The following is a 12,290-nucleotide window of genomic DNA, read 5'->3' as shown; positions in this document are numbered from 1 at the left end:
GTGAGGCCATGTTAACGCAAACGCGAATAATTCGCAATAGCGAAACGCTCAGCCGGGCGGTGCGCCGGCGGGGGTGAAGCGGATCAGGGTCTTAAGCCGGCCTTCGAACCAGGTGTCGAAGCGCACCCGGCGTGGGGTGACCGACACCTGGAAACCCTGCTGGCGGGCCGGCGTGATGTCGAGAAAGCGCAGACGGCGGGTGTGCAGGCGCACCTCCATGCTCACGTGCATGGGATAGTAGCCATCCAGAAAGCGGCGCATGAAGGGTCCGCTGTTCACGTGATAGGTGCCGTCCGTGTTGCGCATGAGCACCTGGCTTTGCAGGCGCAGGCAGATGCGTGCGGCGGGACCCACGCCGCGCAGCTGCACCGTGGGGCCTTCCACCCAGGCTTGGGCGATGCCTTCCTGGCTCAGGATTTCCAGGTCCCGCACCCGCTCCGCACGGAACACGATCTGGGTGGCCGGCACGCGGTCCAGATGTTCGTGGCACTGGCGCAGTTCCGCCCAGCCCGTCTCCAGGGTGCGGTCGTCCAGCGTGAGGATGTTGTGGTGGTGATGCACGGGGCTGGCGGGCGGGGTGGCGAGGAAGACCAGCTCGCCCTCGTTGACGGCGGCGATGCGTGCGCTGGTATCGTCGTTGAACCAGTCTTCCAGCTCCTCGGGGGTCATATCCCGGGCAGGGCCGGTGAGTGGCAGGCCCAGGGCCAGAATCAGGGTGACAAGGACGGACGATCGAGCCATGGCTGTCTCCGTGTGTCGTCTGCGGGCGCCCCCGGAGCCGCCGGCATCCGCCGCGGCGCGCCGGTCACTGGCCGGCGAGATCGATGCGGCGCGCCCCGTCGAAGCGGCGCGCCCAGTAGGCCTCGCGCAGACTGGAGATGAGGACCTCGCCGGTGCGGCTGCTGGTGGCGTGGATGAACTGCTGGTTGCCCAAATAAATGCCCACGTGGGAAAACGCCCGGCGCAGCGTGTTGAAGAACACCAGATCACCGGGCTTGAGCTCATTGATCCCGACCTTGCGCCCCAGCTGGCTGATGGCCTGGGCGCTCCTGGGCAGATCGATGCCCGCCACCTCACGGAAGACGTGGCCCACGAAGCCGCTGCAGTCGAGACCCTTGTCGGGATCGCTGCCGCCGAACCGGTAGGCCGTGCCGTTGAGGCTCAGGGCATAGAGGGTGAGATCCGAGGCGGGGCCGGCCGCCACCGGCGCTTCCCTGGATGATGTCCCATCCTCCGCCCCGGGCTCGGCCCGGCAGGGCAGGGCAAGAAGGCCCAGGATCAGGACGAAGGCATGAAGTTTGGCCGCCATGGGCCAATTAAACGGAACTTCCGGCGGGAAGTCAAAACCGGGCTCCGCCCCCGGGGCGTGGCTGCCGGGCTGCGGTCCGGCATTTCCGCTATGATTGGCCATGACCCTTGCGCAAACAGGAGCCCGCCATGGACGCGACACCCACCCCTGTCGAACACATCCGAGAGCAAGCCGCGGCACAGGCCGAGCAGGCCGCGGATCTGCGTGCCGCGGTGCGCGATCTCACCCTGCGCGCCCTGCAGTCGCGCTCGCTGGAGGCCGGCCAGCTGCGCACCGTGCTGGCCGCCGTCACCGAAGGCGTGAGCCTGGGGCTGACAAAGCGCAGCGGCGAGCTCCGGGCGGCCGCGGCCGATGCGCTGAAGGGCCTGGACGAGGCCGTGCGCAAATCCGCCGAGGCAACGAAGCTGGCCGCCGAGCAGCTCATGGCCGAGGGCAGGGCCCTCACCCGCGAAGACCTGCAGCCGGTGCTGGCGGATCTGCGCCGCCTGGAAGGGGAACTGCTGGAGGCGGTGGCCCGGGGCAGCGAGCGAGCCCAGGAGCGGGTGAAACAGGCGTTCGCCGATCTCGTCACGCACGCGCGGCGCGCGGGCACGGACACCGGCCGCATGGTGGCGGAAACCGTGGAGACCCTCACCAATCGCGCCGCGCCGGTCGTCCAAAACAGTGCCGCAGCGGGCAGGGCTGCGGCCGGCGAGCTGGCGCGGCGGCTGGCCCTGGTGGCCAGTGGCATCCTCGCCGGCATGGCCCAGGCGCTCCAGGAAAAAGCCGGCGACAGCGGGAAGGGCGACTGATGCTTTGGGAGACGATCAGTGTGGTGCGGGATTTCCCCCGCCTGCACGAGATCAGCTCCGTTCTCATCCGCCATGGCCTGGGCGATCTGGTGCGGCGCATGGGTCTGGTCACCGCTCTGGAGCGGGCGGGACGCATGCTCCACTGGAAGGAGGAGAGCGAAATCACCCGGCTGGAGCCGCCGCAACGCTTCCGGCGCATGCTGGAGGAGCTGGGCCCCACCTACGTCAAGCTGGGCCAGGTGCTCGCCACGCGCGTGGACATGCTGCCGCCGGAATGGATCGCCGAACTGGAACGGCTGCAGGACCAGGTGCCGCCGGTGCCCTTCGAGGCGCTGCTGCCGGACATGACCCAGGCGCTGGGGCGCCCGCCCCAGGAGGTGTTCGCCGCCATCGAGCCCCAGCCGCGCGCAGCGGCCTCCATTGCCCAGGTGCACGATGCGCTGCTGCCGGATGGCACCCCGGTGGTGGTCAAGGTGCGCCGTCCGGGCATCGTGCCCCGGGTGGAGGCCGACCTGCGCATCATGAGCCATCTGGCGGCGCTCATGGAAAGCGAGATTCCGGAATCGCGCCGCTACCAGCCCCGGCGGGTGATGCAGCAGTTCGCCAAGTCGCTGCGCCGGGAACTGGATCTCGCCGCCGAGGCGCGTGCGGTGGAACGTTTCGGCGAACTCTTCGCCGACGATCCCACGGTAGTCATCCCGCGCGTTTACTGGGACTACACCAGCGCGGTGATGAACGTGCAGGACCGCATCGAGGGCATCCCGGGCAACCGCCTGGACCTGGTGGACGCCGCCGGTCTCGACCGGCGCCTGCTCGCGGTGCGCGGCGCCAACGTGGTGCTGAAGATGATCCTGATCCACGGCTATTTCCACGCCGACCCCCACCCGGGCAACGTGTTCTATCTGCCGGGCCACCGCCTGGGGCTGATCGACTTCGGCATGACCGGCATGCTCACCACCCAGCGGCGCAACGAGATCACGGATCTGCTGCTGGCCCTGCTGCGCAAGGATGAGCGCGCCCTTCTGGAAGTGATCCTGGAGTGGAGCGGGGATGGCCCGGTGGACGAGGCGCGCCTGGCCTCGGACCTGATCGAATTCGTGTTCAATTATTCCAGCGTCCAGCTGCGCGACATCAGCATGGGGCGGCTGCTGGGGGAACTTACCGCCATCATGCGGGAGCATCATCTGGTCCTGCCGCCGGACCTCACCCTGCTGTTCAAGGCCCTCATCACCCTGGAAGGGCTGGGGCGCCAGCTGGACCCGGAATTCGATATGGGCGAGCATGTGGAGCCCTTCATGAGTCAGGTGCTGCCCCTGCGCTACTCGCCCCAGGCCATGGCCAAGCGCGCCGAGCATGGCGTGCGGGAAATGGCCGGTCTGCTCGCGGGGCTGCCCCGGGATCTTTCGCGTTTCTTCAAGGAGCTGCGCAAGGGGCGTGCCCACATCGATCTGGATCTCAAACGGCTGGAGCGTTTCGGCAACCGGATCGACCGCAGCGCCAGCCGCCTGACCCTGGGCATCCTCACCGCCAGCCTCATCATCGGTTCCTCGATCGTCATGACCATCGAGGGCGGGCCGAAGATCTTCGGCATGCCGGTACTGGGCTTCTTCGGTTTCGTGCTCGCGGTCATGAACAGCATCTGGCTGGTGTTTTCCATCTGGCGCTCCGGACGGGACTGAGTCGCGCCATGTCATCAGCGGGTCAGACGGGCAGGGGATGATGGAATCATGGACGGCTTGCAGTTTCTGCCCCACGGGCGCCTCGACGATCTGATCCGGCTGCTGGCCGAGCAGGGTTTTCATGTGATCGGGCCGCAGGTGCGCGCGGGCGTGATCAATTACGACACCCTCACCGCCGCGGCGGACCTGCCCTGGGGCTGGCAGGACAGCCAGGGGCCCGGCCGCTACCAGCTCGACAGGACCAAGGGCACGCGCTGCTTTGCCTGGGCCAATGGCCCGCAGGCCATCAAACCGTTTCTGTTCGCACCGCGCGAACCCCTGTGGCGGGCGCGCCGGGTGGGGGGCTGTCTCGAAGTGGAGGCCATCGTGCCGCCTGCGCGACCCCTGGCCTTTCTGGGGGTGCGTGCCTGCGACCTGGCGGCGCTGGCCCTCCAGGACCGGCATTTCCTCGCGGGCAGCCATCCCGATCCCTGTTACGCGGCGCGCAGCGAAGAGATGCTGGTGATCGCCGTGAATTGCACCCATCCCGCCGACACCTGTTTCTGTGCGGCCACGGGCGACGGGCCGCGTGCCCGGGCGGGGTTCGACATCGCCCTCACGGAACTGGATGATGGCTTCGTCGCCGAGGCAGCTAGCGGGGAGGGGCGGGCACTCCTGCTGGCCCTGGCGTTGGCCCCGGCGACCCCGGAACAGACGGTTGCGGCGGCGCAGGCGCTGGAACAGGCGGCGGCCGGCCAGCGGCGGCGCCTGCCCGCGGCCGAAGACATGCGTGGCCTCTACGAGCGGCTCGATCATCCGCGCTGGGAGGACGTCGCGGCACGCTGTCTGGCCTGTGGCAATTGCACCCAGGTCTGTCCCACCTGCTTCTGCCACGCCGAGCAGGACGTGCCCGCCCTGGACGGTGGGGTCACCCTGCACGAACGGCACTGGGATTCCTGCTTCAGTGCAGGCCATGCCTGGCTGCACGGGTTCCAGGTGCGCCCGGAGATTCGCCACCGTTACCGGCAGTGGCTCACCCACAAGCTCGCCGGCTGGCAGGTGCAGTTCGGGCGCAGCGGCTGTGTCGGCTGCGGCCGCTGCATCACCTGGTGCCCGGTGGGCATCGACCTCACGGAGGAAGTGGCGGCCCTGCTGGGGGAGACGGCCCATGATGCCTAATCCCTATGTCCCGCACCCGGCGCGCATCCTGGAGCGGCGTCAGGAGTCGGACACGATCTTCACCCTGCGCCTGCGGTTCGAGGAAGCCGCCGTGCGGGAGCATTACCGCTTCGCCCCCGGGCAGTTCAACATGGTGTATCTGTTCGGCGTGGGGGACGTGCCGATTTCCATCGTCTCGGATCCGGAGACGGAAGGGGTGTTCGACCACACCATCCGCCGGGTGGGCCGTGTCACCGAGGGTCTCGCCGCCCTGCGGGAAGGCGACTGCGTGGGCATACGGGGACCCTACGGACGCGGCTGGCCGCTGACGCTGGCGGAGGGACGGGACGTGCTGGTCATTACCGGTGGCCTCGGCTGCGCGCCCGTGGTGTCCGTGATCCATTACGTCATCCGCCGTCGGCGACGGTTCGGCAGGCTCACCATCATCCAGGGGGTGAAACACAGCGACGATCTCATCTACCGGGACCAGTACGAGGCCTGGGGCCAACTGCCCAACACCGAGGTGCACGTGGCGGCCAATGCAGTGCATGGTCCCTGGCCGTGGCACGTGGGTCCGGTGACGGAACTCATCGAACGGGCCGCGCCCGACCCGCACCGTACCATTGCCATGATGTGCGGCCCGGAAGGCATGATGCTGGCGGCGGCGCGTATCCTGCTGGAAAAGGGCATGCCCGAGGGGGCGCTTTATTTGTCTCTCGAGCGCAACATGCAGTGCGGCATCGGCCACTGTGGCCACTGCCAGATCGGCGGCCACTTCGTCTGCCGCGACGGCCCGGTGTTCAGCTTCGCGGAGGTGCGGGAGCTGCTGGGGATACGGGGATTCTGATGGACAAACCACGGGTGGCGGTGCACAAGTTTGCCTCCTGCGATGGCTGTCAGCTGGCCTTCCTCAATGCCGGTCAAGCCCTGCTTGCCCTCGCGCGCCGGGTGGATTTCGTGCACTTCGCGGAGGCAGGCATCGTCGCTCCGGAAGCGGAGGCCGACATCGCCTTCGTCGAGGGGAGCATCACCACCGGCCACGACGTGGCCCGCCTCCAGGCCATACGCCAACGCAGCCGCTATCTGGTGGCCATGGGGGCCTGTGCCACCGCAGGCGGCATCCAGGCGCTGCGCAACGGATCCATGCAGGGTGGGGACTGGCTCGCGTCAGTCTATGCCCGCCCGGAGTTCCTTTCGGCGCTGGATACGTCCACGCCGCTGTCGGCCCATGTCCGGGTGGATCTGGAGCTGGCGGGCTGCCCGGTGTCCCCCCGCCAGGTGCTGGCGGCCATGGCGGACCTGCTGATCGGCGTGCGGCCGCGCAGCGATGCCGACCCCGTGTGCCTCGAATGCAAGCGCGCCGGCCATGCCTGTGTCCTGGTGGCGAAGGGGGAAGCCTGCATGGGGCCGGTCACTCATGGCGGCTGTGGCGCCCTGTGTCCCGGCCAGGGGCGTGCCTGCTACGGCTGCTTCGGGCCGGCCGAACAGGTCAACGGCGCGGCGCTTCTGGCCCGGTTCCAGGCGCTGGGGCTTGCTGGCGGGGAGGCCCGGCGGCGCTTCCTGTTCATCGCTGCAGGGGCGCCCGCCTTCCGCCATGCTGCAGGGGAGGATCATGACGGAACGGCGTGAAATCCGCATCGAAGTGCCGGTGCTCGCCCGGGTGGAGGGCGAGGGGGCCCTGGATCTCGCCATTGGGCAAGGACGCATCACCGAGCTGCGGCTGCGTATCTACGAGCCGCCACGGCTGTTCGAGAAGCTGCTGGAGGGCCGCAGCTTCCGGGAGGTGCCGGACGCGGTGGCCCGCATCTGCGGCATCTGCCCGGTGGCCTACCAGATGAGTGCGGTGCGCGCCATCGAATCGGCCTTCGGTGTGGCAGTCACCCCGTGGGTGGAGGCGATGCGGCGCCTGTTCTATTGCGGCGAATGGATCGAATCCCACGCGCTGCACATCCACCTGCTGGCGGCCCCGGACTTCTTTGGCTGCGACAGCGTGGTGGCGCTGGCGGAAAAGGAGCCGGAGGCGGTGCGGCGCGGCCTGCGCCTGCAGGCACTGGGCAACGAGATCATCCGCTTCCTGGGCGGGCGGTCCGTGCATCCGGTGGGCGTGTGCCCCGGCGGCTTTCACCGCAGTCCCACGGCTGCCGAGGCCGCGACACTGCGGCAGCGGCTCATCGAGGCGCTGCCCGAGGCGGAGGCGCTGGTGAGCTGGTGCGCCGCGCTGCCCCTGCCCGGGGACGAACAGGATTTCGAATGCGTGAGCCTGGCGGAAAGCGGGCGCTATCCCATGATGGGCGAGCGCATCGTCTCCGACCGGGGGCTCGACATTCCCATCACCGACTTTGCCCAGGTGTTCGAGGAACGGCAGGTGCCCCATTCCACGGCGCTACACTGTCTGCTGCGGGGCCGGCCCTATCTCGTGGGCCCCCTTGCCCGCCTGAACCTGCATCTGGGGCAGCTGCCGCCGGCGGTGCGCGAACGGGCGCAGGCCACGGGCATCCGCTGGCCGTCGCGCAACATGTACCACAGCGTGGTGGCCCGGGCGGTGGAAATCCTGTTCGCCCTGCGCGAGGCCATCGACCTGCTCGCCCACTACCGGGAGACGGACCAGCCCGCCGTCATGGTGACGCCCCGGGCGGCGGAGGGCTTCGGCGCAAGCGAGGCCCCGCGGGGGCTGCTTTGGCACCACTACGTGTTCGATGGCGCGGGATACGTGCGGCAAGCCCGCATCGTGCCGCCCACCAGCCAGAACCAGGCACGCATCGAGGAAGACCTCGCCGCCAATCTGACCGCCTTCGGCCTGGAGCGTGACGAGACTGCCCTGCGCCTGCGGGCCGAGCAGGTGATCCGCAACTACGATCCCTGCATCTCCTGCGCCACCCATTTCCTGCGCTTGCGGCTTACGCGGGCATGAAGCGCGCGGTGGTGTGCGTGGGTTCGCCCTTCGGTGACGATGCCCTGGGTTTCGCGGCGGCGCCCCTCATCGAAGCGCGGCTCGCGCCGCTGGGCATTCCGGTGTGGACGCTGGATCGCCCCGGTGCACGCCTGGTGCAGGCCCTGGAGGGACTGGACGAGGTGATCCTGGTGGATGCGGTGGTGAGCGGCGCCCCCGCCGGCACCCTGCACCGGCTGGAGGAGGAAGCGGTGCTGCGCCAGGTGGCGCGTCATACTTCCACCCACGGTTTTGGACTGGCGGAGGCGCTCGCCCTGAGCCGCCGGCTGGGGCGGGGGCCGCGGCGCTGGGTGCTGTACGGGCTGGCCATCACCAGCCCGCGCGGTGGCTTCGGCCTGGACGCGGCCATCCGCGCGGCGCTGCCGACCCTGGTGGCGGCCGTGTGTGCGGAATTCGAACGACAGGAAGGAGACGAAGCATGAAGGCGTGGCTGATGGCCCTGCTGGCGGGCCTGGTGACGGTTGCGGCCCAGGCCCAGGAACGGCTGGAAGTGATTCCCCTGCACTGGCGCAGCGCCGAGCAGGTGATTCCCCTGGTCAAGCCGCTGGTGGGGCCGGACGGCGTGGTGACGGGCATGCAGAACAAGCTCATCGTGCGCACCACGCCCGAGCGCCTGGCCCAGATCCGTCAGCTCATTGCCAGCCTCGACAGCGCCCCCCGGCGCCTGCTGATCACCGTGCGCATGGGGGGCACTGCCTCGGGAGACGAGGCGGGGGGCGCCGTCTCGGGCACGGTGGGGCCGGGCGGCCGGGTGGAGGCGCGCGTCTGGTCCAGCCGTGACCAGACGGAACGGCGGGACGAGCAGCGCATCCAGGTGCTGGAGGGCAACCGGGCCTTCATCCGCACCGGCGTGAGCGTGCCCTACCGCACCCAGGTGGTGACCCGCGATGCCTGGGGCCGCACGGTGGTGCAGGAAAGCACCGACTTTCGCGACGTGGACACGGGTTTCGACGTGGTGCCGCGGCTGGCGGGCGATCAGGTGCTGCTGGACATTCATCCCAGGCGCAGCCGGCTCGTGGACGGTCAGGGCGTGGCGGTCGAGGCCGCTGCCACCACCGTCTCGGGGCGGCTGGGGGAATGGATCGAGCTGGGTGGTGTGACGGCTGGCGCGGTGGGCGATGGCCGGGGCATTGCCTATGCCACGCGGGGACGGGAGGCGCGCGAGGCGCGCATCGCGGTGAAGGTGGAGCTAGTGCCCTGAGGTGAGGGGCGCGGGCCGGCCCAGGTGATAGCCCTGGGCCTGATGGAAGCCGGCCGCCCTGACCGCCTCCAGCATGTCCTCGGATTCGATACCCTCGGCCACCAGCCGGTAGCCGGCGTCGGCGATCAGCCGTGCCAGATCCCTCACCAGCACGGCCTGACGATCCTGTCCCCTGAGGGCCTGGACCATTTCCCGGTCGAACTTGACGAAGTCCACGGGCATGTGGGCGAGATAGCGCAGGGAGGAATAGCCGTTGCCGAAATCATCCAGGGCGATGGTGAAACCCGCCTCGCGCAGCCGCGCGAGGTAATCCGAGGCTTCGGTGATGCGGGTGATGAGAGAGGTTTCGGTGATTTCCAGCACGAGCCGGCATTGGGGCAGGAAGCCGGCCAGGGCCAGAACGCGCTCCACTACCCGGCTCTGCACGATGCCCGGCCCGGAAACGTTGAACGCCACGCCGGTGCCCGCCGGAATGCGCCCGGTCTGGAGATCCTGCTCCAGCCGATCCAGTACCGCGAGATCCAGCTCGCACTCGCAGCCGCGCATTTCCACCAGCGGCAGGATCACCGAAGGCAGCACCAGGCGTTCCCCGTCGCGTATGCGCAGCAGCGCCTCGTAATGGGAGAGCGCGCCGGTGGCGACATCGAACACCGGCTGGTAGTGCAGCTCCAGGCGCTCCCGCTCGTGCATGGCGCGCCAGACGGCGTGGGTTTCCGGATGGGACAGCAGGGCCTGCCGGTCCTCGAGGGTTTCGGAATACACCACGATCTTGCCGGCGCCCGGGCGTTTCGCCTCGTACATGGCCAGATCGGCGCGCCGCTGCAGTTCCAGCCGGGTGTTCTCGTCCAGACTGCGCGCCTCTGCGATGCCTGCGCTCATGCGCACCGGTTCCTTCACGCCGTGCACCGTGAAGTCGTGGCTCGCCACGGCCTCCAGGCAGCGCTGGGCGAGACGTGCCGCTTCTTCGGCTGGCGTATTCCACAGCACGGTGGCGAACTCGTCGCCGCCCAGGCGGTAGAGCCGGTCATTGCCGCGCAGAGCCGATTTCAGGCAGCGGGCCAGCGCCTGGATCACCTCGTCGCCCACGTGGTGGCCGTAGGTGTCGTTGATGGCCTTGAAGTGATCACAGTCGAACAGGGTGAGGCTCACCGGCAGCTGCTGGCTGCCGGCCGATGCGAGCATCTGACGCCAGTCGTCCTCCAGCGCACGCCGGTTGAACACGCCGGTCAGCGGGTCGTGATGGGCCATGCGCCAGAGCTCCTGGTTCTTGTTGGCCAGATCGCCATGCAATTGCTCGAGACGCAGCTGGTAGTCGTTGAGGGCCTCGCGCAGGAGCTCGGTCTCGCGCACCCGCAGCCGACCGGCCTCACCCGCCAGCAGGCTGGCATGGCCCGCGCGCAGCGCCTCCAGATGGCCGCTCAGCCGCTGCAGGGGCTTCAGGAGCAGGCTCCGAACCAGGAAATAGGCCAGGGCGAGAACCAGGAGCAAACCCAGGGCGAGCTGCATCCCTGCGCGGTGGGCGAGTTCCGTGAGCCGCGTCTCGTAGGGGTTGGGGCGTGCGCTGAAATCGGCATACTGGAGCAGCGCGCCGTAGGGCACCTGCACGCCCGGCGGAACGCGCAGGCGCAAGCTGCCCCCGTCCAGATAACGCGGCGGGTGGATCGTGAGCAGGGTGTCGGGCAGGATGAACCGCACCACCACATAGCCCATGGGCCGGTGCCTGTCCCCATCCACGAGGGGGGCGGTGAAATGGGCGTACACCCTGTCTCCCTGCCGCGCGACCCATGCCCGCCGGCCATTGTCTTCCACGATTGCCGGCAAGCCGGGGCTGGGCTCCCGCGCCAGGGGACGACCGGAAACGTCGTAGAGCTCCAGGTCCTGGGGACGCAAGGGCAGATCCTCGTAGGCGGTGGCCCGGCTGTCCCGCCAGTAGGCGTAATAGGCGGGATCCTCCAGCTGTGCCCTGACTTCGTCCCACGACTCCAGCGCTGCCACCAGGTCATCGACACGGTGGGCGAGCAGGAGACGCGCCTGCTCCAGTTCACCGGCTGCGAGCGCCCGGTCGCTCGTGCGCATCTGCACTGTCAGACCATGGAGATCCCGCCAGACGAAGGCGGCGAACAGGCCAAGGCCCAGTGCCGTGAACAGGAAGAAGCCCAGCAGGTACTGCCCCAGCGTGGGAAGACGCGGGGCGTTTTTGGTGGTGGTTTCGCGTGCCATCAATTTCCGTTGCGTTGGAGCCGGCCGAGCACCCGGTCGTGGAGATCGAACTCGCTGGTGCCGTCGAAGAAATGGTTGGCGCCTGGCACGACTTCCAGCTCCACACGCTGCCGGCGCAAAACCGCCACCCAGTCCGGCGCCACCCGCTCGTCCCGGGCGCCCATGATCACCGTCACGGGCACGCGGCTCGCCGCAAGCCAGTCCAAAACCTGTTGGCGCGTGATGCGCACGTAGCTCAGGACGGCCGCGGGCGGGCCCACGTATCGCCGGCAGAAGGTGTAGGGGAGGGTTACCAGGGAGGGGTCTTGCCTGGCCGCACGTGCCTCGAGATCGCGCACCAGACGGGCCTGTTCACCCGGGCGGAATTCCGGCTTGGCATCATAGAGCCCCAACAGCAGGGCCTGTTTCACCACCGAAGCAGGGCGCACGAGATAGGCAGCAATGGCCAGGGCACCGTGGCTGTGCCCGATGAGCACCACGCGTTGGTGTCCCCTGCGCTTTAGCCACGCCGTCCACGCGGCGACTTCGTCCACGTCCATCTGGAACGTGTGGCTGTGAACCGCCTCGCAGGGCAGGCTGCGCTTGCGCCGCGAAACATTGAGGGTGAGGGTGGGCGCAAGCACCGTGTAGCCGGCGTCAGCCAGGGTGTTGCCCAAAGCCGCCACCGTGGAGAATTCCCGCGTCTGCAGGAAGCCGTGCACGATCATCACCGCGGGCAGATCCGCGCGCCCGGGCCGGTAATCGGCCGTGGCCTCGCGCCCATTGGGGGCGGTCAGGCTCACCACGGCCCCCTGCCCGGGAAGCGCCCACACGAGCAGCCAGACGAGCAGATTGACCAGCAGCAAAAGCCGGAGCGAGGTACGGGGCGATGGGCGGACCGACATGGGCACGTGATGTTACGCGGTCGCGAGGCGCAGGAGAAGGGCTGGTGGCATGCGGACTCTCTATGCTTCGTCTATCGTTCTCAGGCGCTTACTGGCCCAAGCCTCGCGTCCAGCCCCCT

12 protein-coding genes are annotated in these 12,290 nt (G+C 68.9%); 8 read left to right on the top strand and 4 right to left on the bottom strand.

Features of this window, described 5'->3' with window-relative positions; genetic code table 11:
* Window positions 1–48 precede the first annotated feature (48 nt).
* Window positions 49–741, bottom strand: a complete 693-nt coding sequence (locus ACZ42P_RS02115; protein ID WP_464898457.1) for a hypothetical protein — start codon at window positions 739–741, stop codon at window positions 49–51.
* A 64-nt stretch (window positions 742–805) separates the two neighbouring features.
* Complete coding sequence (locus tag ACZ42P_RS02110) at window positions 806–1,309, bottom strand: C40 family peptidase (RefSeq protein WP_464898456.1); 504 nt, start codon at window positions 1,307–1,309, stop codon at window positions 806–808.
* 128 nt (window positions 1,310–1,437) lie between these two features.
* On the opposite strand from ACZ42P_RS02110, the gene ACZ42P_RS02105 reads away from it, so the two are divergent.
* From ACZ42P_RS02105 to ACZ42P_RS02070, 8 genes are read left to right on the top strand one after another with little or no spacing between them, the layout of a single operon-like run.
* Window positions 1,438–2,100 (top strand): DUF6781 family protein, encoded by a 663-nt coding sequence (locus ACZ42P_RS02105; protein WP_464898455.1) that lies wholly within the window; start codon window positions 1,438–1,440, stop codon window positions 2,098–2,100.
* On the top strand, window positions 2,100–3,779 hold the full coding sequence (locus ACZ42P_RS02100) for an ABC1 kinase family protein (RefSeq protein WP_464898454.1): 1,680 nt from the start codon (window positions 2,100–2,102) through the stop codon (window positions 3,777–3,779). The genes ACZ42P_RS02105 and ACZ42P_RS02100 overlap by 1 nt, the downstream gene beginning before the upstream one ends.
* Window positions 3,780–3,827: 48 nt before the next feature.
* Window positions 3,828–4,937, top strand: coding sequence for a 4Fe-4S dicluster domain-containing protein (locus ACZ42P_RS02095; protein WP_464898453.1), 1,110 nt, complete (start codon window positions 3,828–3,830; stop codon window positions 4,935–4,937).
* Entirely contained in the window at window positions 4,927–5,763 is an 837-nt protein-coding gene (locus ACZ42P_RS02090; protein ID WP_464898452.1) for an FAD/NAD(P)-binding protein, read from the top strand. The genes ACZ42P_RS02095 and ACZ42P_RS02090 overlap by 11 nt, the downstream gene beginning before the upstream one ends.
* Window positions 5,763–6,545 carry an NADH-quinone oxidoreductase subunit B family protein gene (locus tag ACZ42P_RS02085; protein WP_464898451.1) on the top strand — a complete coding sequence of 261 codons (783 nt, stop codon included), beginning with the start codon at window positions 5,763–5,765 and terminating at the stop codon, window positions 6,543–6,545. Before ACZ42P_RS02090 ends, ACZ42P_RS02085 begins: the two co-directional genes overlap by 1 nt.
* Window positions 6,529–7,827: a Ni/Fe hydrogenase subunit alpha gene (locus ACZ42P_RS02080; protein ID WP_464898450.1), complete on the top strand. Its 1,299-nt coding sequence runs from the start codon at window positions 6,529–6,531 to the stop codon at window positions 7,825–7,827. The genes ACZ42P_RS02085 and ACZ42P_RS02080 overlap by 17 nt, the downstream gene beginning before the upstream one ends.
* Entirely contained in the window at window positions 7,824–8,288 is a 465-nt protein-coding gene (locus ACZ42P_RS02075) for a hydrogenase maturation protease (RefSeq protein WP_464898449.1), read from the top strand. The genes ACZ42P_RS02080 and ACZ42P_RS02075 overlap by 4 nt, the downstream gene beginning before the upstream one ends.
* Window positions 8,285–9,067 (top strand): secretin N-terminal domain-containing protein, encoded by a 783-nt coding sequence (locus ACZ42P_RS02070; RefSeq protein WP_464898448.1) that lies wholly within the window; start codon window positions 8,285–8,287, stop codon window positions 9,065–9,067. The genes ACZ42P_RS02075 and ACZ42P_RS02070 overlap by 4 nt, the downstream gene beginning before the upstream one ends.
* Here ACZ42P_RS02070 and ACZ42P_RS02065 read toward each other — a convergent pair.
* The gene (locus ACZ42P_RS02065) at window positions 9,056–11,287 is read right to left on the bottom strand and encodes a putative bifunctional diguanylate cyclase/phosphodiesterase (protein ID WP_464898447.1); all 2,232 of its coding nucleotides are present in this window, start codon (window positions 11,285–11,287) and stop codon (window positions 9,056–9,058) included. The two genes, ACZ42P_RS02070 and ACZ42P_RS02065, sit on opposite strands and share 12 nt — an antisense overlap.
* Window positions 11,287–12,171, bottom strand: a complete 885-nt coding sequence (locus tag ACZ42P_RS02060; protein ID WP_464898446.1) for an alpha/beta hydrolase — start codon at window positions 12,169–12,171, stop codon at window positions 11,287–11,289. The genes ACZ42P_RS02065 and ACZ42P_RS02060 overlap by 1 nt, the downstream gene beginning before the upstream one ends.
* Window positions 12,172–12,290: the final 119 nt, after the last annotated feature.

The organism is Thiobacter subterraneus, from assembly GCF_055379455.1.
This window is presented reverse-complemented; position numbering and strand designations above follow the sequence as displayed.

Coding starts and splice junctions, on each gene's coding strand:
- ACZ42P_RS02115 (WP_464898457.1), bottom strand. CDS start 741: ATGGCTCGATCGTCCGTCCTTGTCACCCTGATTCTGGCCCTGGGCCTG.
- ACZ42P_RS02110 (WP_464898456.1), bottom strand. CDS start 1,309: ATGGCGGCCAAACTTCATGCCTTCGTCCTGATCCTGGGCCTTCTTGCC.
- ACZ42P_RS02105 (WP_464898455.1), top strand. CDS start 1,438: ATGGACGCGACACCCACCCCTGTCGAACACATCCGAGAGCAAGCCGCG.
- ACZ42P_RS02100 (WP_464898454.1), top strand. CDS start 2,100: ATGCTTTGGGAGACGATCAGTGTGGTGCGGGATTTCCCCCGCCTGCAC.
- ACZ42P_RS02095 (WP_464898453.1), top strand. CDS start 3,828: ATGGACGGCTTGCAGTTTCTGCCCCACGGGCGCCTCGACGATCTGATC.
- ACZ42P_RS02090 (WP_464898452.1), top strand. CDS start 4,927: ATGATGCCTAATCCCTATGTCCCGCACCCGGCGCGCATCCTGGAGCGG.
- ACZ42P_RS02085 (WP_464898451.1), top strand. CDS start 5,763: ATGGACAAACCACGGGTGGCGGTGCACAAGTTTGCCTCCTGCGATGGC.
- ACZ42P_RS02080 (WP_464898450.1), top strand. CDS start 6,529: ATGACGGAACGGCGTGAAATCCGCATCGAAGTGCCGGTGCTCGCCCGG.
- ACZ42P_RS02075 (WP_464898449.1), top strand. CDS start 7,824: ATGAAGCGCGCGGTGGTGTGCGTGGGTTCGCCCTTCGGTGACGATGCC.
- ACZ42P_RS02070 (WP_464898448.1), top strand. CDS start 8,285: ATGAAGGCGTGGCTGATGGCCCTGCTGGCGGGCCTGGTGACGGTTGCG.
- ACZ42P_RS02065 (WP_464898447.1), bottom strand. CDS start 11,287: ATGGCACGCGAAACCACCACCAAAAACGCCCCGCGTCTTCCCACGCTG.
- ACZ42P_RS02060 (WP_464898446.1), bottom strand. CDS start 12,171: ATGTCGGTCCGCCCATCGCCCCGTACCTCGCTCCGGCTTTTGCTGCTG.